Genomic DNA, 18,662 nt, shown 5'->3' on the forward strand with positions numbered 1-18,662 from the left:
TTATCAACCTTTTAAATGATTCATCTTATCAACATCAATATTGCCCCGATTCCGGTATAGCAATACGACAATAGCTAAACCTATCGCCGCTTCCGCTGCAGCCACGGTTAATATAAAGAAAACGAAAACTTCGCCTGCAACTCCACCATAGAAGTGAGAGAAGGCAATAAAGTTGGTGTTCACCGACAATAACATGAGCTCAATGCAAACCAATAAAAGTATCACGTTTTTGCGATTTAGCATGATGCCTACAAGGCTTAAGCCAAATAAAATTGCAGCTAATATCAGGTAATTATTTACTGGTATCATCGTTGTTCCTGGTTTTCTTTTTCTGATTTCATCTTAATAAGTTCAATCCTGTCTTCTCGACGTGTCATGATCTGCTTCAATATATCTTGGCGCTTTGATCGAATTACTCCACGATGAGCAAGAGTAATCGCCGCAATGATTGCAACAAGAAGTAGTGCAGATGCGATTTCAAAGGCCAAAACGTAGTCAGTGTAAAGAACAAGGCCAATTTTCTCTGTATTGGAGACAGGATTTAGTGGGGCCACATAGTTATCATCCTCCACATTTGGAGTTACCACAACCTGGGAAGAAGCCGTTTCCACCGCCTTGTTGAAAATATTATCAGGCATTGCTATAAGCAACAGACCTGTGAGTAGAGCAACTAGAATCAAACCAAATGGAAGATAGCGCACGAAATGAGCTCTCATTGACTCTACATCAATATTAAGCATCATGACCACAAATAGAAATAGTGTCATGACAGCACCCACATAAACCAATACCAGAATCAGTGCCAGGAATTCAGCTTCGGCAATTATCCATAACACCGCCATTGCAAAGAACGTTACCACAAGAAACAACACACAACGGACAGGATTATTCTGCGTGATAACCATTAGAGCGGACAGCAAGGCTACTCCGGCAAATATATAGAAGACTATTTGTATAAATAACTCATGCATCTTTCACCCCATTAGCGCCATTTCTTATCGGCTTCTCTGTCCGCGGCCAATCTTTTCTCCATCAAATCACCTACAGCAAGCAACTTCTCTTTCGTCATAATATTTTGCCCTCGCTCGCTGATATGATAATGATGGATCGGTGTCACAACAATCGAATCAACAGGGCAAGATTCCTCGCATAAACCACAGTTTATGCATTTAAACATGTCAATGTCATAGCGTGTAGTGCGACGCGAGCCATCTTTACGCGGCTCTGATTCAATAGTTATCGCCAGAGCTGGGCAGACAGCTTCACATAATTTGCAAGCAATGCAACGTTCTTCGCCATTTGGATAGCGTCTTAATGCCAACATGCCTCGAAATCGAGGGGATAAAGGAGTCTGCTCTTCAGGGAACTGCACAGTCACTTTTTTCTTGAAAAAGTACTTACCAGTCAATCTTAAACCGGTAAATAGCTCCCAAAGCAGAAAGCTGCGTATGTAATGTATGATGTATCGATATGCTTTTTTCATTAGCTTTGCTCAATTTGACAGGTTAAAACCAAGGTCCTAGGTGTGCCACAACCATAAAGGCTGTAACAACTACCCAAACGATGGTTACCGGGATCAATATTTTCCATCCTAAACGCATTAGTTGATCGTAGCGATAACGTGGGAAAGTTGCACGTATCCACAAATAAATAAAAAGAAATAAGCTTATCTTCAGAAGTAACCAAACAAAGCCAGGAACAACAAAGAAAATATCATCAAGAACAGGAATACCCTCAAATGGTGATAGCCAACCACCTAGAAATAATAAGGTGATGACAGTAGAAATCAAAATCATACTGGCATATTCTGACAGGAAAAAGAGAGCGAAACCTATACCTGAATATTCCACATGAAAGCCCGCAACAATTTCTGATTCCCCCTCTGCCAAATCAAAGGGAGCACGATTGGTTTCGGCAATACCTGAAATCCAAAAGGCTACAAAAAGGGGCAGCAAAGGTAAAAACCACCAATGCCAGATACCACCACGTTGCGATAAAACAATTTCTGTCAAATTCATACTGCCTGCCGCAATGAGCACTCCAACCAGAGAAAAGCCCATTGCAATTTCATAAGAAACCGTTTGTGCAGCACTTCGCAAAGCACCAAACATGGCATATTTGGAGTTTGATGCCCATCCTGCAATCAGTACACCGTAGACTCCCAACGAACTCATAGCAAATAAATATAAGACTCCAGCATTAATATTGGCGAGGACAACACCCTCTGAGAAAGGTATAACTGCCCAACCGGCTAAAGCGGGTACGAGTGCAAATAAAGGAGCGATCACAAACAAATATTTGTTTGATCTTGTGGGAACAATGATTTCTTTAGTAATCAACTTAAACAAATCGGCAAAAGGCTGGAACAATCCTCGCCAACCAACCCGGTTGGGGCCAATGCGCACTTGAATGTAACCAATGACTTTTCTTTCAGCATAGGTTAAATACGCAACCGCTAGCAGAAGCGGTATGACAATAACCAAAATTTTGATAATGACCCATAGCAAAATGCCGATATCTTGTAGCATATGTTTACCTTAGCGCTTTATTGTTATGGCAGCAAAAGAGTGCCCCAAGTCTATTGTCTCTGGCATTGCGTTTGCCACCCAGACAACATCGGGTGCTACACGCTCATCACGTTTTAGCGGCAATGTTATCTCAATATCACCCTGAGATACAGTAGCAACCTCATCTAATTTCAACTTCTCAGCTGTCACTGGATTAATCCTAACACATGCACTTTCTGCCGCAGCACAAGTCTGCAATGCAGCAGCATGCCGTACAATCATGTCAGAGCGATAAAGTGGCCACTCCCCCACACGCACGAGAGGCTGATTATTCAAAGGCAGAGACTCAGGATAAGTCGGCTGGTATTGCATTTCAGACGTCTGATTTGCAAGGGATTTAATTTCGTTTAGCACGTCTTCTGAAGAAGTGTACTCAAAATGTTGGCAATGAAGCAGATTACCTAGGACTCTTAAAATCTTCCACGCAGGGCGAGATTCAGCATGAGGATTCTTTACACCTTTTACTGTTTGCCATACCTTATCCACATTAATATATGTACCAGAGGTCTCAGCATAGGGGGCAATCGGTAGAATCACATCAGCATAATCTTGCATTGATTCATGGTGGAAAGCTGACAGCAATACCACGAACTCAGCCCCTAACATAGACTGGCGAGCATGGTAAGGATTGGCAAAATCGTAACCAGGCTCAACAGCGAGTAAAAAATATCCCTTCAACTTTGCATTTAAGGCGGCTTGCACATCCATACCTGGGGTATCGACTATTTTTCCACCCACTGTTCGATGAGGCAGCATGCCTGCTAACCATGCACCAGCACTGTTTGCACCTGTGGTTAATCTTAAGATTCGAACACCATGCTTCTCAATCAAATGCACCAAGGTGCGCAACAAAGAAGCATCAGGATGATTTTCACAAAGTGCACCAGTAATAATCGTTGCATTTGGTTCACGTAAAGCTTTTGCGATTGCTATTGTTGTGTCATCTGGCTGCAAGCCCAACAATAATTTTTGTGCCTCTTCTGGTAAGTCAGTAACGTTATCGGTCATTGCCAATACTAATTTAGCCACTTGCATTGGTAATTCCTGTGGAGAAACAATCACTTTACCACTGAGTGCAAAATGATAGTCATAGTCGACAGGATTAATGGTGAAAATGCTAGCACCATTTCTATATGCCTTACGAACCCGCACTCCTGCTAAAGGTACCTCTCTATGAATATTGCAACCTAACAAAAGAACTGTATTCTGATTTTCTAAATCAGCGTAATTTATTGAGCTACAGGGTATAGTTGCCTGGTTTTCTTGATCACGAAAATCAATTTGCTGTATGCGATGATCAAGATTGTTTACTCCTAACTCTCTCATCAACTTCTGTAATAAATACAATTCCTCTAGTGTTGATGATGCTGAGGCAAATGCAGCAAATTGCTCAGGGCCATGTTGTTTAATAACTCGACTTATACCCTCTGCTGTAAATTTAAGTGCTGTGGTCCAATCCACCGTTTCCCATTGACCATTACGTTTTATCATCGGTTGTCCAGCACGAGCCTCACTGTTCAAGCCTAAATAACTGAATCTATCTCGATCTGAGAGCCAGGTTTCATTAATCGCTTCGTTCTCTCTGGGAACAACACGCATTAATTCGTCGCGTCGTACATGTATATGAACATTCGAGCCTAAGCAGTCATGAGGTGCTACGCTATCATGCTGGATAAGTTCCCAGGCCCTGGCTTTAAATCGAAAGGGTTTTGAAGTTAAAGCACCTACAGGACACAAATCGATGACGTTTCCTGAAACTTCAGAAACAATACTGTGTTTTACATAGGTACCAATTTGCATATCCTCGCCACGCCCAGTGGCTCCCAATTCACGCAAACCGGCTATTTCCTCACCAAAGCGAACGCATCGAGTACAATGAATGCACCGAGTCATATCCGTCTCAATGAGTGGTCCAAGATCATCATCTGCTACTGAGCGCTTACTTTCTTGATATTCAGATGAATCGTAGCCAAACCCCATTGAAATATCTTGCAATTCACATTCACCCCCTTGGTCGCATATGGGACAATCCAGAGGATGATTGATTAAAAGAAATTCCATGACCGCTTCTTGGGAATGAAGTGTTTCTTCAGATCTTGTAAACACCTTCATACCATTCGTTATCGGCGTAGCACATGCGGGAACCGGTTTGCGACTATTCTCAACCTGAACCAAGCACATACGACAATTTGCGGCTACCGATAATTTTTTATGGTAGCAAAAGCGAGGAATATAAATCCCTGCTTCATCAGCAACCTCAATAATCATCTTGCCGTTTTCAACTTCAAATGTTTTACCGTCGATTTCAATGGTGGCCATTGCTTACCTTCTCAATTATGATGTAACGATCGAACGTTTATGCTTAATAAAATACTCAAATTCATGATAGAAATGCTTTACGAAACTCTGCACAGGCCATGCAGCAGCTTCTCCTAAGGCACAGATTGTGCGACCTTCAATTTTATCTGCAACGTTTACCAGCTTTTCAATATCCCCGGGTTCTCCATGCCCATCTTTTATCCTATGAAGTAAACGAACCATCCACCCAGTACCTTCACGACAAGGGGTACATTGTCCGCAAGACTCATCCATATAGAATTCTGCAATGCGATAGAGAGCATCAACCATACAAGTCGTCTCATCCATAATAATGACTGCCCCGGATCCTAAACCTGAACCAGCCTTTTGGATGCTGTCAAAATCCATGTCTAAGTTCATCATGACATCTCCTGGCAAGACTTTCATGGAAGTACCTCCAGGAATTACTGCTTTGATTTTTCGTCCCTCACGTACACCTCCTGCCAACTCTAAAAGCGTCTTAAATGGAGTACCTAAAGGGATTTCAAAATTACCCGGCTTGTTCACGTGACCACTCACGCTAAAACATTTAGCCCCACCATTGTTTGGTTTACCCAGTTTTAAAAACCATTCTCCTCCGTTTTCCATAATGACGGGAATAGAGGCAAATGTTTCTGTATTATTAATGGTTGTGGGCTTGCCATATAAGCCATAATTTGCAGGGAATGGAGGCTTAAACCGAGGTAATCCTTTCTTGCCCTCAAGCGAATTGAGCAATGACGTTTCCTCACCACAGATATAGGCTCCTGCCCCCAGGTGATTATATAAATCAAAATCAACACCGCTTCCTAAAATATTCTTCCCTAAAAAGCCTGCAGCATAAGCTTCTCGCAATGCTGACTCCATACGCTCATAAGGTAACCAAAATTCACCACGAATATAGTTGTAGCCCACGGTAGCGCCCATCGTATAGCCAGCGATCGCCATTCCCTCAATAAGCTGATGCGGATTGCGACTTAAAATTTCCCGATCTTTGCAAGTGCCCGGTTCACCTTCATCCGAGTTGCAAACAACATATTTTTGAACAGGAGCATTCCGATTCATAAAGCTCCATTTTAACCCTGTTGGGAAGCCTGCGCCGCCACGTCCACGAAGAGCTGAAGTCTTTACTTCTTCAATGATTTGCTGTGGCGGAGTTTGTTCTTTCAAAATTCTCTGCCAAGCGCTATAACCTCCAATGCTTTGATAGGCAGCTAACGTCCAGGGCTTATCCAAATGAAATGTTCGATAACAAACTTGATTTAATTCAACCATGACAACCCACCTCTATCGTTCATTGGTATTGTTCCAACACTTGGTCAATTTTTTCAGGGGTCAAGTTTTCGTGATAATCTTTATCTACTTGCATCATGGGTGCATTGACACAGGCACCCAAACATTCCACTGATCTTAAAGTATACTTCCCATCAGACGTTGTTTCGCCAAGCTTAACATCCAATCTTTTCTGCAAATGATTGACTACTTCGGAGGAGCCGCGAAGTTTACATGAAATATTAGTACACACATTTATTAAATGCCGTCCAATTGGCTTGTGTTCATACATGTTATAAAAAGTGGATACTTCGTAAACAGCGATTGGCGGCATATCCAGATAATCGGCAACTGCATCCATTGTCTCAGGCGTCAAGTAGCCGTTCTCCTCCTGCACAACCATTAATGCCCTTAAGACCGCTGATTGTTTCTCATCCGGGGGATATTTTGCGATCCAATGATCGATTTCATCTATACCGGCCGGTGAGACGAATTGATGGAGCAATTTAGCTGAGTTCTCAGACATTCTTTCTAACCTTTTACTTAATCTAGGGTCTGTTGACATTTCGCTAGCTTGAGGCAAAATGGTTTGATTTTTGAGCATCGCAACGCAGCATACATAAGAGTATGTGAGTAGCGGAGCACAGAAAATCAAACCATTTTGGCCAAGATAGTAGAAATGTCAACAGACCCTCCTAGCGATCAATTTCACCAAAAACAATATCCTGGCTTGCCAGAATGGCCACACCATCGGCTAACATGTGTCCCCGAACCATTGCATCATAAGCCGACAAATGAGCAAAACCTGGAGCACGAATTTTTATACGATAAGGCTTATTAGCACCATCAGAAACGAGATATATGCCAAATTCACCTTTAGGTGCTTCCACAGCGGAATACACTTCTCCTTGGGGCAGAGTAAAACCTTCAGTAAACAGTTTAAAATGGTGAATCAGTGACTCCATATCGTGTTTCATTTGTTCACGAGTTGGAGGGGTGATCTTATGATCATCAGCTCTGACAGGACCAGGGTTTTGTCGCAGCCATTCTATGCATTGTCTGATGATGCGATTTGACTGGCGCAATTCTGCAACGCGCACTAGGTAGCGATCATAACAATCCCCTGTCTTGCCGACAGGAATATCAAAATCCACTTTATCATAAACGGCATAGGGTTGCTTCTTACGCAAATCCCAAGCAATACCAGAGCCTCTAAGCATGGGGCCACTAAAACCCCACTGAAGCGCTTCTTCCGGCGATACAACCCCAATATCAACCGTTCGCTGTTTCCAAATACGATTATCCGTTAATAAGGTTTCATATTCATCGACGCATTTAGGAAACCGTTCAGTAAATGCCCATAAGAAATCCAGTAAACCTCCCTGGCGATTAGCATTCATTTTTTCAATTTCGCGCTCGTTATGCCAGCGTGAAGGTTTATATTGTGGCATCTTTGTTGGCAAATCGCGAGCAACGCCTCCTGGACGGTAATATTTGGCATGCATTCGTGCACCAGAGACAGCCTCATAGCAATCAAACAAATCCTCTCGTTCACGGAAACAATAAAGGAAAACCGTCATTGCTCCAATGTCTAAGGCCGTGGCGCCGAGCCAGAGCAAGTGATTTAATATACGAGTTACTTCATCAAACATTGTACGAATATATTGAGCACGAATGGGGATTTCTACACCCAGTAGTTTTTCTATAGCCATAACATAGGCATGCTCATTACACATCATGGAAACATAATCCAACCGATCCATATAGCCAATGCTTTGCAAATATGGCTTGGTTTCGGCAAGTTTTTCTGTAGCTCGATGCAATAAACCGATATGAGGATCGGCACGGACGATTGTTTCGCCTTCCAATTCCATTACAAGACGCAATACGCCATGAGCGGCTGGATGTTGTGGGCCAAAATTGAGGGTATAATGTTTTAATTCGATCATTGCTCGCCCCCTGGCTTTTTAGAGTCTAGATAGCGATTATCATTGCGTATTACTTTGGGTACGAGAACTCTAGGTTCAATATCCACAGGTTCATAAATCACTTTTTGCAAACGCGCGTCATAACGCATTTCCACATACCCGCTAAGAGGAAAGTCTTTGCGAAACGGATGCCCTATAAATCCATAATCGGTTAAAATCCGACGTAAGTCTGGGTGGCCGTCAAATAAAATGCCGAACAAATCATAAGCTTCTCGCTCAAACCAGTTAGCGGATTTCCACAGCTCTTGTACTGAAGGAACCACTAGATGGGATTCATCCACAAACACCTTAACACGTACACGGTGATTGTGTTTGGTAGATAGTAAATGATAAACCACACAAAATCTTGGTTTAGAAAGCGCATAAGCCCTAGCTTCTTGGCGCTCAACCCCTCGTGAAAAACCATGCTCAGTAGCGGCTTCGGTTTCCCAATCATATTCGCCATAAAGCAGATAATCGACAGCACAAAGATCCATGAGCTGGTCAAAAGCAAATGCTTCATGATCGCGAAGTTGCAACAGGGCCGCTTTTACATAACCAACTTCTGCTTCCAGAGTAATTTCATCATAGGCTAAATGAACTGAAGCAATTAGCCCATCAAGTTCCGTCGTTAACTTTTCAACCAAATTTGTTAGTTTTGTCATCTATGGCACCTGCTTAAGCTCTAAGCTTCGATTATCTGCTTACGTCTAATTTTATTTTGCAATTGAATGATCCCATAAAGAAGGGCTTCTGCCGTAGGAGGACACCCCGGCACATAGATATCAACTGGCACAATACGATCACAGCCACGCACTACTGAATAAGAATAATGGTAATAACCTCCGCCATTGGCACAAGAGCCCATGGAAATCACCCATCTTGGTTCAGGCATCTGGTCATAGACTCGACGCAGAGGAGGAGCCATTTTATTGCATAAGGTACCAGCAACAATCATAACATCGGATTGGCGTGGGCTAGGTCTAAAAATAACGCCAAATCGATCTAAATCGTAGCGAGCAGCCCCTACATGCATCATTTCTACAGCACAACATGCCAAACCGAAAGTCATGGGCCACATTGAGCCACTTCGTGCCCAACCGATAAGTTTCTCTACTGAGGTTGTAACAAAGCCAGTTTTCTGCAATTCAGTAGCCATAGCAAGCCTCTATAATACTTGGGTATAACACAATATTGGGGCATCCATTATGGTCCTTCACTCCCATTCAAGAGCACCCCGTTTCCATTCATAAATAAAACCAATCACCAATAAGGTCAGGAAGATCATCATTGCAGTCAATCCGAACCAACCAATCTTACGAAGAGCTAAAGCCCAAGGAACGAAAAAAGCCGTTTCTAAATCAAAAATAATAAAAAGTATAGCAACTAAATAGAATCTAACATCAAAAGGAATATGTGCGCTTTCAAAGACGTCGAAACCACACTCATAGGGTGCATTTTTAGCTGAGTCGGGGTTGTGCTTGCCAAGCAGTGAGCCAGCGCCCAACATCACTAGGCCGATTACCAACCCAATTACAATAAAAACAAGTACAGGTAAGTATTGTGATAGCATAATTCCATCGCTCGGATTAATGGTGCCGAAGGCCGGACTCGAACCGGCACAGCTTGCGCCACCGCCCCCTCAAGACGGCGTGTCTACCAATTCCACCACTTCGGCATGTTAGTTATTGTTTTCCGCTCTTACTGCTATCAACCGGCACAGGAATTTTATTTTCCGGTATAATAGTTTGTTGAGGTATGGCTTGCTGTGTCGCTTTCTGGTATTGAGAGGATACCAAATATGACAAAGACAAGCTCGTGACAAAAAAAGTCAAAGCCAAACCGCCGGTCAATTTGAACAGAAAGCTTCCTGTCCCTTGACTACCGAAGACCGTACTCGATGCTCCAGAACCAAAGGCGGCGCCTATATCGGCACCCTTACCATGCTGAATTAGCACTAAGCCGATTAACACTATGGCAATCAGCACGTGAATCATTAGAATCAATTGATACATTTCACAATATCCACAAATTGTCGCGCATTAAGAGATGCACCACCGACCAAACCACCATCAACATCTGACATGGCGAATAATGAGCTGGCATTTTTCTCATTTACACTGCCACCATACAGTATGGACAGCTGATTGGCATCATCCAAGTCAAATTCAGCTACCAGGGCTCTTATTGAAGAATGTACTTCCTGCACTTGCTCTGGCAAGGCAGTTTGCCCTGTTCCTATCGCCCATACCGGCTCATAAGCCACAATACAATTTTTAAAGCAATGCTCCTTATGACCAGTCACTGCAAGCAATTGTTTAGTTAACACTTGCTCAGTCAATCCTTGCTTTCGTTCTTCCAGCGTTTCACCAACACAAAGAATCGGTATCATACCATGTTCTTTTACATGGTGGAATTTTTCAGCAATAAATTTTTCATCCTCTTTAAACAAGTGCCGACGCTCAGAATGTCCAACTAACACATACTGGCAATTGTAATCTTTGAGCATCGGCCCCGAGAGTTCTCCAGTGTAGGCGCCGGTATCCTTTGGATATACATTTTGTGCTCCCCACTTGATTTTGCTCCCAGCAAGTTGCTGCTCAGCCAAGGGCAAATAGATAGCAGGAGGAAAGATGATGCAATCAGCCACAGGCTCATTCATCAATTCTAGTAATTGTTGCAGCAAGATTTTAACTTGGCCAATCCTGCCATTCATCTTCCAATTACCAGCAACTATTTTTTTCCTCATTTACCCTCCACCCAATTACGGTGCGAGACTATACCGTAAAGTTTCATGAAATCCTATAGGTGCTTCCTTATTTTCGTAATTCTCTGTCCTCATTCAGAATGATAAATTTTAGATCTAATTGACTCTTGTCAATCTAATTAGTTCAGTTAGAATCAATAGACAAGCGCAAGGAGGTGCTGCGATGAAGGACAAGATGATAAGCTTAATGAATAAATTGTCAGGTTTATCTCAACCCTATGCCTTGGAAAACCTCATTCTTCTCTTCGATGGATGCAATGACATTTTTCTTGAAGACATAAAACCTCCTGAAAGCTTAGCTCCCCTATGGCATGCTCTGCGCAATATTCGCACACAAGTCTTAGAGTGGAAAAGAATAGAGACACAACAGCAAGAAATAGTCGATTTAGAGGCTGACATTATTCGTTTGAATAAAGACTTGTTATTTCTTGCCGAGCAAATGGAACTTCACAAAAGCTTCATTTCTGAGCAGCAGCGCCAAGTCAATGAGGTTTACCCTCCATTGCTTCAGACATACCATCGTTATTTGCTAGATAAAGAACCAACAATAGCAGTAAGTACACCTTCCAACCTTCGCCAGCAGAAAAACTTGATTCTCGCCTATCTTGAGGTTCTCAAAAACCAGTATAAGGCTTTAGACCTAAAAAATATTTCATTAAAGCTTGCTGAAGCCTTAATCGCACGCAAGAGGATCGTTGCCCAACTAAAATTATTAAATGTTATTGTCACTGAAAATTCGAGCTCATATAAAATCTATGAAGTATTGAAGAGAAATCGTGAGACCCTGGCTCAACTTAAAGTTGAATTGGAAAAAATACAACAGGAATTAGCTGAGAGTATTTCACTCAATGAGGTCCAAGAGAATATAAGAAATAAAACACAAGTGCTTAGAAGGATTGAAGCAGAATTGCTTAGTCTCGAGCGTAAATTAACCGAGAGTTCTTTAACCAGTGACATTAAAGAGAAGCTTAAAAATGAGTATCTTAAAGCCACCAACAAAGCGAAGTTTGTTGTCGATCGCGAAAACGTTGTGTTTTGGCATGGCTCTTTAATTAACCCTCGTGCATGGTATGAGTGGGGTACTAACACAGAATTTAAGGTGAAATTGGAGCAACTCCAAGCCGAAGAACATTATGTAAGATTATTGCATCAAAAAGAAGAAAAGATTTTAGAGCATAACAACCTTAATCAGCAGTTAAAGCGTAACCAAGGTTTTATCATATCCCCTAGTTTAAAATCTGATACTGATCATAGCAAGCTTAATGAACGCGCCATTCAATTACTCACCCAATATGATTTTAGATATAAACCCATTTCCCAAAATAGCGTTGATTTGCTTTCTGATGTTGTTGATAGAATAGGGCCTTTGAGCAAAAAAATAGATGAGTTTGATACGGCTCTGAGGCTGCTGCTTGAGGCGATTGCCATAGACGAGGACGTTTTGGAGTTACGCACCCGCTACGCATTATTGGATGATATCGATGAACTCATACCAACAACGGAGGAACTTAAAAAACTTCGAGACTCAGATGGCGAACGCCAAAAAGAACTGCTCAACTTGGATGAAAAAATTAAGTCTTGCGAAAAATGCCTTATAAACATGGATTCCATTAGCGATTACAGTATCCAACTCAAGGAAGGGGAGAAGAAAAAAATACACTTAACAGCTACACTGCAACATCGAAAAAAGCTACTAGCAAAAAATCCAGATCGTAATAACTATGAATCAAAGAGAGAGCAAGCACAGCAACTCATTCGCTTACAGATCGCTAGCTTGAATGAAATTTTAAATGATATAACCAGTCCACAAGAAGAAACCCGGGATATCTCCGACGAAATCCCGACGAAATTCAACCTTCTTATCACTTATCAAAATACCTTGACTTCATGGAATCGATTGATTAGCAACGCGAATACGTTGCTTCCTAAAGAGTTAAAGGAATGGTATCAAGAATTATTCATTGCCTTGCAAGCGCATGTCCGTGACGAAACCAGTTACTATCAAGCGAGCCATCTTTTGCACGATGTTCTCTTCGAAATTCAATACCCTGCTGAACCAGAAAAATTCCCTGTACTAGCGGCTTACCAGAAGCTTTGCCCAAATCCACATCATTCATGGCAAGTTCTACTCAACCTTAAACCGCCTTTTTACTCCAGTAATAATAAGTTACCCAATCCACGTAATCCTATCTTATGGAGCAAATTAGAAGAGCTTTATCAACAGCAGAAAATCCTTGCAGAGGAATACCCAAGAGAAGCAGAATTATTACATCAAGCCATCCACCAAATTCATCAAGCAGCCCTATCAATCGAAAGCAGTTCGCAAAATGTCTTGCCAAAAAATTTAAATCTTTTGCATGATCCCCGCTATGAAAGCTTGCAAAACCATCGTGGTTTTGGCAAGGTTTGGCAATGGTTAGCGCAATTATGTGCTTATATTCTAGAGTCAATAACAAAACGACAAGATATCAACTATCGCCAATTTTTCTTCTTCCAGCGAACACAAACATCCAAACTATTGGAAGAGGCTACATCTCAGCTTGTTAACCCTATTGCTGGTTAGGGGCTGATGACATTTCCTACTATCTCGTAGAAATGTCATCAGCCCCTAATTTCTACGTTAAAATATTGTTTTTCGATATGGCGGATGTCTTCGCTTAATTGTTTGGCTTGGGATTGTACTTTAGTGCTATCTCTCCCTTCCACCATCACTCTGAGTACGGGTTCAGTTCCAGAGGGTCGTAATAAAACTCGGCCTTCGCCTTCTAATTCATTGCTCAGGCTAGCTACTCTTTCAAGAACTTGGATATTTTCCGCCAGCTGTCTGGCATGCTTGGTTTTGATATTAATCAATGCTTGCGGCAACAAGTGGATCCCTTCTGCGAGTTCTTGTAAGCTTTTTTCTTGTTTTATCATACAGGTTAGAACCTGTAATGCAGCAACAATACCGTCTCCTGTAGTTGTTTTATCCAAACAAACGATATGGCCTGAGGGTTCCCCACCTATTTTCCAATCTTCCTTCTTTAAGGTTTCCAACACATAACGATCGCCGACTTTTGTACGCAGGAAGGGAACCCCCATTTGCATGAGCGCTTTCTCCAAACCATAATTGCTCATTAAGGTACCAACAACACCGCCTTGTAATATACCCTTTTGCAGTCTGTCTTTGGCAATGATATAAATGATTTGATCACCATCAACAATGTTTCCTTTTGCGTCAACAAGAATCAGTCTGTCACCATCACCATCCAACGCAATACCAATGTCAGCACCTCTTTGTATAACCTGTTCCCGTAAAACCTCCGGTGCTGTTGAACCACATTTCTCATTAATATTAAATCCATCGGGTTTATTACCTATTGCCAATACCTCTGCTCCTAGTTCACTGAATACATTAGGAGCTATGTGGTAAGTCGCACCATTGGCACAATCAACAACGATTTTAAGACCTGCCAAACGAGTCAAAGAGGGAATTGTTGCTTTGCAAAACTCAATGTAACGACCAGATGCGTCATTGATACGTGAAGCCTTCCCTAATTTAGCAGAGGGCACTATTGCTAATGGCATGTCCATCTCAGCTTCTATAGCCAATTCCAATTCATCAGGAAATTTACTGCCATCAGCCGAAAAGAATTTGATACCATTATCTTCAAATGGGTTATGAGAAGCGCTGATGACTATACCTGCATTTGCTCGTAATGTTTGCGTAAGATAGGCTATACCTGGTGTTGGCATAGGCCCTAATAAACTGACATTGACCCCAGCAGCAGAAAGACCAGCCTCAAGCGCTGATTCCAGCATGTAACCTGATACTCTGGTATCTTTACCAATAACTACTCGTCTTTTCTCGCCATTACCAATCACTCTTCCCAATGCCCATCCCAGTTTCAGAATAAACTCGGGATTTATATTGGATAAACCAACTTGACCACGAATACCATCAGTACCAAAATATTTCCTCTGATGCATCCTTTATGCCCCTCTACTTATCTTTTTTAATCCTAGTATTCAGGGAAGCATTACATCTTAAATAAGCAATCACAATCACTCTGCTGCCCCCTAATACCCAAACGTGACAAAACGGATATCCTATCACAACTACTCTGAGAAGAAGATAGCTCTTTTAATTTGACAGGACTGATTCGTGGATAATGGCTTGTAGCATGATTAATGCTTGTCGTGTAGCATCAACATCATGCGTTCTAAGAATAGCTACCCCTTGCAATGCTGCCACGATTGCAATGGTCAACCCGCCCGCTATTCGATCATCCACAGGGCGTTGCAATACAACGCCTAGAGTCGTTTTACGGGATGCTCCTAGCATCAAAGGCAAGTTATGCTGTTTCAATTTTTCCAACTGATGCACGATACGTAGATTATGCTGCGGCAACTTCCCGAAACCAAAACCAGGGTCTAAAATCAAATGCTCACGCCTTATCCCTGCAGAAAGACATGTTTTGATTTTTTGCTCAAAAAAACAATTAATCTCATCAAGAACATCATCCGCATAGCAAGGATTATGCTGCATCGTATTTGGTTTACCTTGCATATGCATGAGGCAAACTGGGACATCCAGTTTGGCTGCAAGTTGCAACGAATCTTTAGCAGCAAGGGCAGTGATATCATTAATCAAAATAGCACCAGCAGCCACAGCCTCAGCCATCACTGACGCTTTTGTTGTGTCAATTGAAATGGCGACATCTGTCTCATTGCGTAATTTTTCGATCACAGGAATGACTCGTGAGATCTCTTCTTCGTAACTAACTGACTCAGCACCCGGTCTAGAGGATTCACCACCTACATCGATAATATCAGCACCTTGCGCAATCATTTGCTGGGCATGCTCTACAGCCCTGTCTCTTTGTAGATATTTCCCACCATCTGAAAAAGAGTCTGGGGTAATATTTAATATTCCCATAATGATGGGACTAGCATTCATATCACTGGGATTATAACGCCTACACCATTGCTTAAACTCTTCGTTATTCATGGGAAATCATCAAAAGTGGAAAGAAGTCTATTTTGAAACTGGATCCCGTATAAATGCTGTACATTTTACGGGATAACGTTCGTTTAGCGACATACAAGGCATTAATGCCTTTTATGTCTTCACGTTAATTACCACCAGCGGGGCTATCAACAGCCTTACCATCTATAGTGGTTGAGGGCCGGTCTCCTCCTTTTGTATCCTTATCAATAAGTTTGGCCGCTTCCCAGTCTTCCGGAGGAGAAGGTTCCTGACCAGACATAATTTCTTGAATTTGCTTCGAATCAATCGTCTCATATTTAATGAGACCTTCAGCCATTAAATGAAGCTTATCCATATTGGCAAGGAGAATTTCCTTAGCTCTTTGATAATTTCTGTCAATAATTTTTCTCACTTCTTCATCAATCTGCTGCGCAGTATTATCTGAGATTTCCTTATGTTGACTGACTGTTCTTCCCAGGAATACTTCGCCTTGCTCTTCCCCAAAAGTAAGTGGGCCAAGTGAAGACAACCCCCAAGTGGTAACCATTTTGCGTGCAATTTCTGTAGCACGCGTAATATCATTTGAGGCTCCAGTAGTAACACTCTCTACACCAAAGATTAACTCTTCGGCAATACGGCCACCAAATAAGCTGGATAATTGACTGTCGAGACGACGTTTACTATGACTGTAACGATCTTGTTCGGGTAAGAACATTGTGACACCTAGAGCTCGACCACGAGGAATAATCGTCACTTTATAGACAGGATCATGCTCTGGAACTGAAAGACCTACAATGGCATGACCAGCCTCATGATAGGCAGTCAATTTCTTTTCATTTTCATCCATTACCATGGAGCGTCGTTCCGCGCCCATCATGATTTTATCTTTAGCTTTATCAAGCTCGATCATTCCCACTTTGCGTTTATTCGCCCGCGCAGCAAAGAGAGCAGCTTCATTGACCAGGTTTGCCAAATCAGCGCCTGAGAAACCTGGGGTTCCGCGTGCTATAGACAATACCTCAACATCTTTATCAATAGGCACTTTCTTCAAATGCACTTTTAAGATTTGCTCACGACCACGAATATCAGGTAACGGCACAACAACTTGGCGGTCAAAGCGACCAGGGCGTAATAGGGCTGGATCAAGCACATCTGGGCGGTTGGTAGCAGAAACAACAATAACCCCTTCATTACCTTCGAAACCATCCATTTCTACGAGCAATTGGTTTAAGGTTTGTTCACGCTCATCATGACCTCCACCTAAACCAGCACCACGATGTCTACCTACAGCGTCAATCTCATCAATAAAAATAATACAAGGAGCGTGCTTTTTGGCCTGTTCAAACATATCTCGGACCCGAGAGGCACCCACACCGACGAACATTTCGACGAAGTCCGAACCTGAAATTGTAAAGAAGGGCACTTTGGCTTCGCCAGCAACGGCCTTGGCTAACAATGTTTTACCTGTTCCAGGAGGACCAACCAGTAAGACCCCTCGCGGAATACGTCCACCCAAATTTTGGAATTTGGAAGGATCACGTAAAAAATCCACAAGTTCCTTCACTTCTTCTTTGGCTTCATCAACACCAGCGACATCGGCAAAAGTAATTTTTACCTGATCCTCTCCAAGCAAACGTGCACGCGATCGCCCGAAAGACATCGCCCCGCGTCCACCACCACCCTGCATTTGCCGCATAAAGAATACCCAAACGCCAATAAGCAGCAGCATTGGAAACCAGTTGATGAATAGATGGAGTAAGAAACTTTCTTGCTGTTTTTCTTGACCACTGATATCGACTTGATTTTTTAGTAATTCCCCAAGCAAAGCTTCATCTTGCATTGGCATATAAGTGACGAATCGATGATTATTTTTCGTTAATCCTTTAATGACTTTGTTGTCTTCAATAGTTACCGAACTAATCATGCCTTGATCAACTTCTTTCAAGAAATTGCTGTAAGAGATTTTTTCAGCAGATGTGTGGCGGGGGCCGAAATTACTGAATACTGAAACCAGTACAATTGCGATGATCAGCCACAAAAATAAATTTTTTACCATGTCATTCAAAGCATTAACCTCGATTGAACGTATTCTACGAACGATACGTTACTATAAATTATAGTCCTTCGCCAGCAAATAGGCTTCTCTTGAGCGAGAGCGCGAAGCCGCGGGCTTACGTATCGCTACCTTATTAAATTTAAGACGGGCTTGTTTAATCAAATCATCAAAGCCCGCACCATGAAACACTTTCATAAGTAAGGCACCACCTGGTTTCAACATTTTAGCACCAAAATCAAATGCCAATTCCGCTAAATACATCGCCCGTGGAATATCTATTGCTGCCGTACCACTTATATTTGGGGCCATATCTGACAAAAGCAAGTCTACACCATGTTCAGGAACCCTATTTATTAATTTCTGCAAAACATCATCTTCGCGAAAATCACCCTGTATAAAGGTGACTCCAGCTATACTATCCATGGGCAAGATATCAAGTGCAATAATCATGCCGCGGCCTTCTAGTTTTTCAGAAACATACTGTGTCCAGCCACCAGGTGCGGCACCTAAATCAACAACAGTGATCCCAGGCTTTAATAGTTGTTCTTTGTCGTCAATCTCTTTTAACTTATAGACAGCTCGGCTTCGATAACCCTCTGCCTGCGCCTTTTTGACATAAACATCATCAAAATGTTCCTGCAACCAGCGCTTACTACTTTTGGAACGAGGCATAGCCATTTCTCATTGAAAGATTATTTCATGATACTCAAATTCACTACCTTTTCCC

The 18,662-nt window shown here is 42.2% G+C and carries 18 protein-coding genes and 1 tRNA gene; 1 reads left to right on the forward strand and 18 read right to left on the reverse strand.

All coding sequences use genetic code 11. The annotated features are described in order from the left end of the window. Positions 1-3 precede the first annotated feature (3 nt). The 14 genes from nuoK to tpiA all read right to left on the reverse strand — a co-directional run bounded on the left by nuoK (position 4) and on the right by tpiA (position 10,892). Complete coding sequence (gene nuoK, locus CKV79_RS12370) at positions 4-309, reverse strand: NADH-quinone oxidoreductase subunit NuoK (protein ID WP_028373240.1); 306 nt, start codon at positions 307-309, stop codon at positions 4-6. Continuing rightward, entirely contained in the window at positions 306-971 is a 666-nt protein-coding gene (locus tag CKV79_RS12375; protein WP_028373241.1) for an NADH-quinone oxidoreductase subunit J, read from the reverse strand. Before CKV79_RS12375 ends, nuoK begins: the two co-directional genes overlap by 4 nt. 11 nt (positions 972-982) lie before the next feature. Beyond that, positions 983-1,483, reverse strand: coding sequence for an NADH-quinone oxidoreductase subunit NuoI (nuoI, locus tag CKV79_RS12380; RefSeq protein WP_028373242.1), 501 nt, complete (start codon positions 1,481-1,483; stop codon positions 983-985). Positions 1,484-1,505: 22 nt separating this feature from the next. Next, positions 1,506-2,528 (reverse strand): NADH-quinone oxidoreductase subunit NuoH, encoded by a 1,023-nt coding sequence (nuoH, locus tag CKV79_RS12385; protein WP_028373243.1) that lies wholly within the window; start codon positions 2,526-2,528, stop codon positions 1,506-1,508. A 9-nt stretch (positions 2,529-2,537) separates the two neighbouring features. Further along, positions 2,538-4,886, reverse strand: a complete 2,349-nt coding sequence (nuoG, locus tag CKV79_RS12390; protein WP_028373244.1) for an NADH-quinone oxidoreductase subunit NuoG — start codon at positions 4,884-4,886, stop codon at positions 2,538-2,540. A 15-nt stretch (positions 4,887-4,901) separates the two neighbouring features. Further along, positions 4,902-6,179: an NADH-quinone oxidoreductase subunit NuoF gene (gene nuoF / locus CKV79_RS12395; protein WP_028373245.1), complete on the reverse strand. Its 1,278-nt coding sequence runs from the start codon at positions 6,177-6,179 to the stop codon at positions 4,902-4,904. Between the two features lie 19 nt (positions 6,180-6,198). Continuing rightward, a complete protein-coding gene (gene nuoE / locus CKV79_RS12400) occupies positions 6,199-6,702 on the reverse strand; it encodes an NADH-quinone oxidoreductase subunit NuoE (RefSeq protein WP_028373246.1) in 504 nt (167 codons plus the stop codon). Between the two features lie 169 nt (positions 6,703-6,871). Continuing rightward, complete coding sequence (locus CKV79_RS12405) at positions 6,872-8,125, reverse strand: NADH-quinone oxidoreductase subunit D (RefSeq protein WP_028373247.1); 1,254 nt, start codon at positions 8,123-8,125, stop codon at positions 6,872-6,874. After that, complete coding sequence (locus CKV79_RS12410) at positions 8,122-8,808, reverse strand: NADH-quinone oxidoreductase subunit C (RefSeq protein ID WP_028373248.1); 687 nt, start codon at positions 8,806-8,808, stop codon at positions 8,122-8,124. Before CKV79_RS12410 ends, CKV79_RS12405 begins: the two co-directional genes overlap by 4 nt. Before the next feature lie 20 nt (positions 8,809-8,828). Then, positions 8,829-9,302, reverse strand: a complete 474-nt coding sequence (locus CKV79_RS12415) for a NuoB/complex I 20 kDa subunit family protein (RefSeq protein ID WP_028373249.1) — start codon at positions 9,300-9,302, stop codon at positions 8,829-8,831. Between the two features lie 57 nt (positions 9,303-9,359). After that, positions 9,360-9,716: an NADH-quinone oxidoreductase subunit A gene (locus tag CKV79_RS12420; protein WP_028373250.1), complete on the reverse strand. Its 357-nt coding sequence runs from the start codon at positions 9,714-9,716 to the stop codon at positions 9,360-9,362. Between the two features lie 20 nt (positions 9,717-9,736). After that, positions 9,737-9,821: transfer RNA gene (locus tag CKV79_RS12425), tRNA-Leu, on the reverse strand. A 7-nt stretch (positions 9,822-9,828) separates the two neighbouring features. Next, entirely contained in the window at positions 9,829-10,158 is a 330-nt protein-coding gene (gene secG, locus CKV79_RS12430; RefSeq protein ID WP_028373251.1) for a preprotein translocase subunit SecG, read from the reverse strand. Then, a complete protein-coding gene (gene tpiA / locus CKV79_RS12435) occupies positions 10,146-10,892 on the reverse strand; it encodes a triose-phosphate isomerase (RefSeq protein WP_028373252.1) in 747 nt (248 codons plus the stop codon). The genes secG and tpiA overlap by 13 nt, the downstream gene beginning before the upstream one ends. Before the next feature lie 181 nt (positions 10,893-11,073). Here tpiA and CKV79_RS12440 point away from each other — a divergent pair, with 181 nt between their 5' ends. After that, on the forward strand, positions 11,074-13,473 hold the full coding sequence (locus CKV79_RS12440; protein WP_028373253.1) for a coiled-coil domain-containing protein: 2,400 nt from the start codon (positions 11,074-11,076) through the stop codon (positions 13,471-13,473). Between the two features lie 38 nt (positions 13,474-13,511). Here the strand turns inward: CKV79_RS12440 and glmM are convergent, their stop codons facing one another. The 4 genes from glmM to rlmE all read right to left on the reverse strand — a co-directional run bounded on the left by glmM (position 13,512) and on the right by rlmE (position 18,607). Then, complete coding sequence (gene glmM, locus CKV79_RS12445) at positions 13,512-14,879, reverse strand: phosphoglucosamine mutase (protein ID WP_028373254.1); 1,368 nt, start codon at positions 14,877-14,879, stop codon at positions 13,512-13,514. Positions 14,880-15,033: 154 nt separating this feature from the next. Next, positions 15,034-15,900: a dihydropteroate synthase gene (folP, locus tag CKV79_RS12450; RefSeq protein ID WP_028373255.1), complete on the reverse strand. Its 867-nt coding sequence runs from the start codon at positions 15,898-15,900 to the stop codon at positions 15,034-15,036. A gap of 124 nt (positions 15,901-16,024) precedes the next feature. Next, entirely contained in the window at positions 16,025-17,935 is a 1,911-nt protein-coding gene (gene ftsH / locus CKV79_RS12455) for an ATP-dependent zinc metalloprotease FtsH (protein WP_035915501.1), read from the reverse strand. 51 nt (positions 17,936-17,986) lie between these two features. Further along, the gene (gene rlmE / locus CKV79_RS12460) at positions 17,987-18,607 is read right to left on the reverse strand and encodes a 23S rRNA (uridine(2552)-2'-O)-methyltransferase RlmE (RefSeq protein WP_028373257.1); all 621 of its coding nucleotides are present in this window, start codon (positions 18,605-18,607) and stop codon (positions 17,987-17,989) included. Positions 18,608-18,662: the final 55 nt, after the last annotated feature.

This window comes from Legionella lansingensis, from assembly GCF_900187355.1.
GTDB classification, from domain to species: Bacteria; Pseudomonadota; Gammaproteobacteria; order Legionellales; family Legionellaceae; genus Tatlockia; species Tatlockia lansingensis.

Coding starts and splice junctions, on each gene's coding strand:
- nuoK (WP_028373240.1), bottom strand. CDS start 309: ATGATACCAGTAAATAATTACCTGATATTAGCTGCAATTTTATTTGGC.
- CKV79_RS12375 (WP_028373241.1), bottom strand. CDS start 971: ATGCATGAGTTATTTATACAAATAGTCTTCTATATATTTGCCGGAGTA.
- nuoI (WP_028373242.1), bottom strand. CDS start 1,483: ATGAAAAAAGCATATCGATACATCATACATTACATACGCAGCTTTCTG.
- nuoH (WP_028373243.1), bottom strand. CDS start 2,528: ATGCTACAAGATATCGGCATTTTGCTATGGGTCATTATCAAAATTTTG.
- nuoG (WP_028373244.1), bottom strand. CDS start 4,886: ATGGCCACCATTGAAATCGACGGTAAAACATTTGAAGTTGAAAACGGC.
- nuoF (WP_028373245.1), bottom strand. CDS start 6,179: ATGGTTGAATTAAATCAAGTTTGTTATCGAACATTTCATTTGGATAAG.
- nuoE (WP_028373246.1), bottom strand. CDS start 6,702: ATGTCTGAGAACTCAGCTAAATTGCTCCATCAATTCGTCTCACCGGCC.
- CKV79_RS12405 (WP_028373247.1), bottom strand. CDS start 8,125: ATGATCGAATTAAAACATTATACCCTCAATTTTGGCCCACAACATCCA.
- CKV79_RS12410 (WP_028373248.1), bottom strand. CDS start 8,808: ATGACAAAACTAACAAATTTGGTTGAAAAGTTAACGACGGAACTTGAT.
- CKV79_RS12415 (WP_028373249.1), bottom strand. CDS start 9,302: ATGGCTACTGAATTGCAGAAAACTGGCTTTGTTACAACCTCAGTAGAG.
- CKV79_RS12420 (WP_028373250.1), bottom strand. CDS start 9,716: ATGCTATCACAATACTTACCTGTACTTGTTTTTATTGTAATTGGGTTG.
- secG (WP_028373251.1), bottom strand. CDS start 10,158: ATGTATCAATTGATTCTAATGATTCACGTGCTGATTGCCATAGTGTTA.
- tpiA (WP_028373252.1), bottom strand. CDS start 10,892: ATGAGGAAAAAAATAGTTGCTGGTAATTGGAAGATGAATGGCAGGATT.
- CKV79_RS12440 (WP_028373253.1), top strand. CDS start 11,074: ATGAAGGACAAGATGATAAGCTTAATGAATAAATTGTCAGGTTTATCT.
- glmM (WP_028373254.1), bottom strand. CDS start 14,879: ATGCATCAGAGGAAATATTTTGGTACTGATGGTATTCGTGGTCAAGTT.
- folP (WP_028373255.1), bottom strand. CDS start 15,900: ATGAATAACGAAGAGTTTAAGCAATGGTGTAGGCGTTATAATCCCAGT.
- ftsH (WP_035915501.1), bottom strand. CDS start 17,935: ATGGTAAAAAATTTATTTTTGTGGCTGATCATCGCAATTGTACTGGTT.
- rlmE (WP_028373257.1), bottom strand. CDS start 18,607: ATGCCTCGTTCCAAAAGTAGTAAGCGCTGGTTGCAGGAACATTTTGAT.